The sequence below is a fragment of the Thermococcus sp. 21S9 genome (genome assembly GCF_012027635.1).
Classification (GTDB): Archaea; Methanobacteriota_B; Thermococci; order Thermococcales; family Thermococcaceae; genus Thermococcus.
In genome coordinates, this window is record NZ_SNUS01000025.1 from 1 (window position 1) to 491 (window position 491).

Below are 491 nucleotides of genomic sequence, written 5' to 3' on the forward strand. Positions count from 1 at the left end.
TCGAAGAACTTAGACACAGAAACACTATACAAACCTTTCTTGAAGAAAAAACACTAGAGGATACTAAAGTTATTGACTATCTAGATGCACTGAGCATTGAGCCTTACTTCACTGATGAAAGGGTCAAGCCAAAGGATTTAGAAGACTTAATCCTTGAAGGGCTCATTAGAGAAAAGCACAGCTATGAGCTTTATCAAAAGCTCAGTGAAATTCTAGAAGGGTCTCTCTCCCAAATCTTTAGAATGATGAGTCATGAAGAGCTCAAACATGCTTACAGATTAAAGATAATGTATGAAGCTGTTCACAAGTGATGGATAAATTATCCGACATATGCCTTTTTCTATCCCTTCCTTTTACGACAGAGTATCATTATAATATTTGTCATCTTGGCAAGCCAAATATGGGCAAGGTATATTTACCCCGACTCCCTAATCCATAGCACTGATATTTCTACTAACATGTGCCATAATGATCAATAATGTGGCCGGGGT

Annotated in this window: 1 protein-coding gene; it reads left to right on the top strand. The window is 37.5% G+C overall.

Translation table 11 applies throughout. The annotated features are described in order from the left end of the window. A partial coding sequence (locus E3E28_RS10780; RefSeq protein ID WP_167915454.1) for a ferritin family protein occupies positions 1 to 311 on the top strand: 311 nt, incomplete at its 5' end. Between the last annotated feature and the right edge of the window lie 180 nt (positions 312 to 491).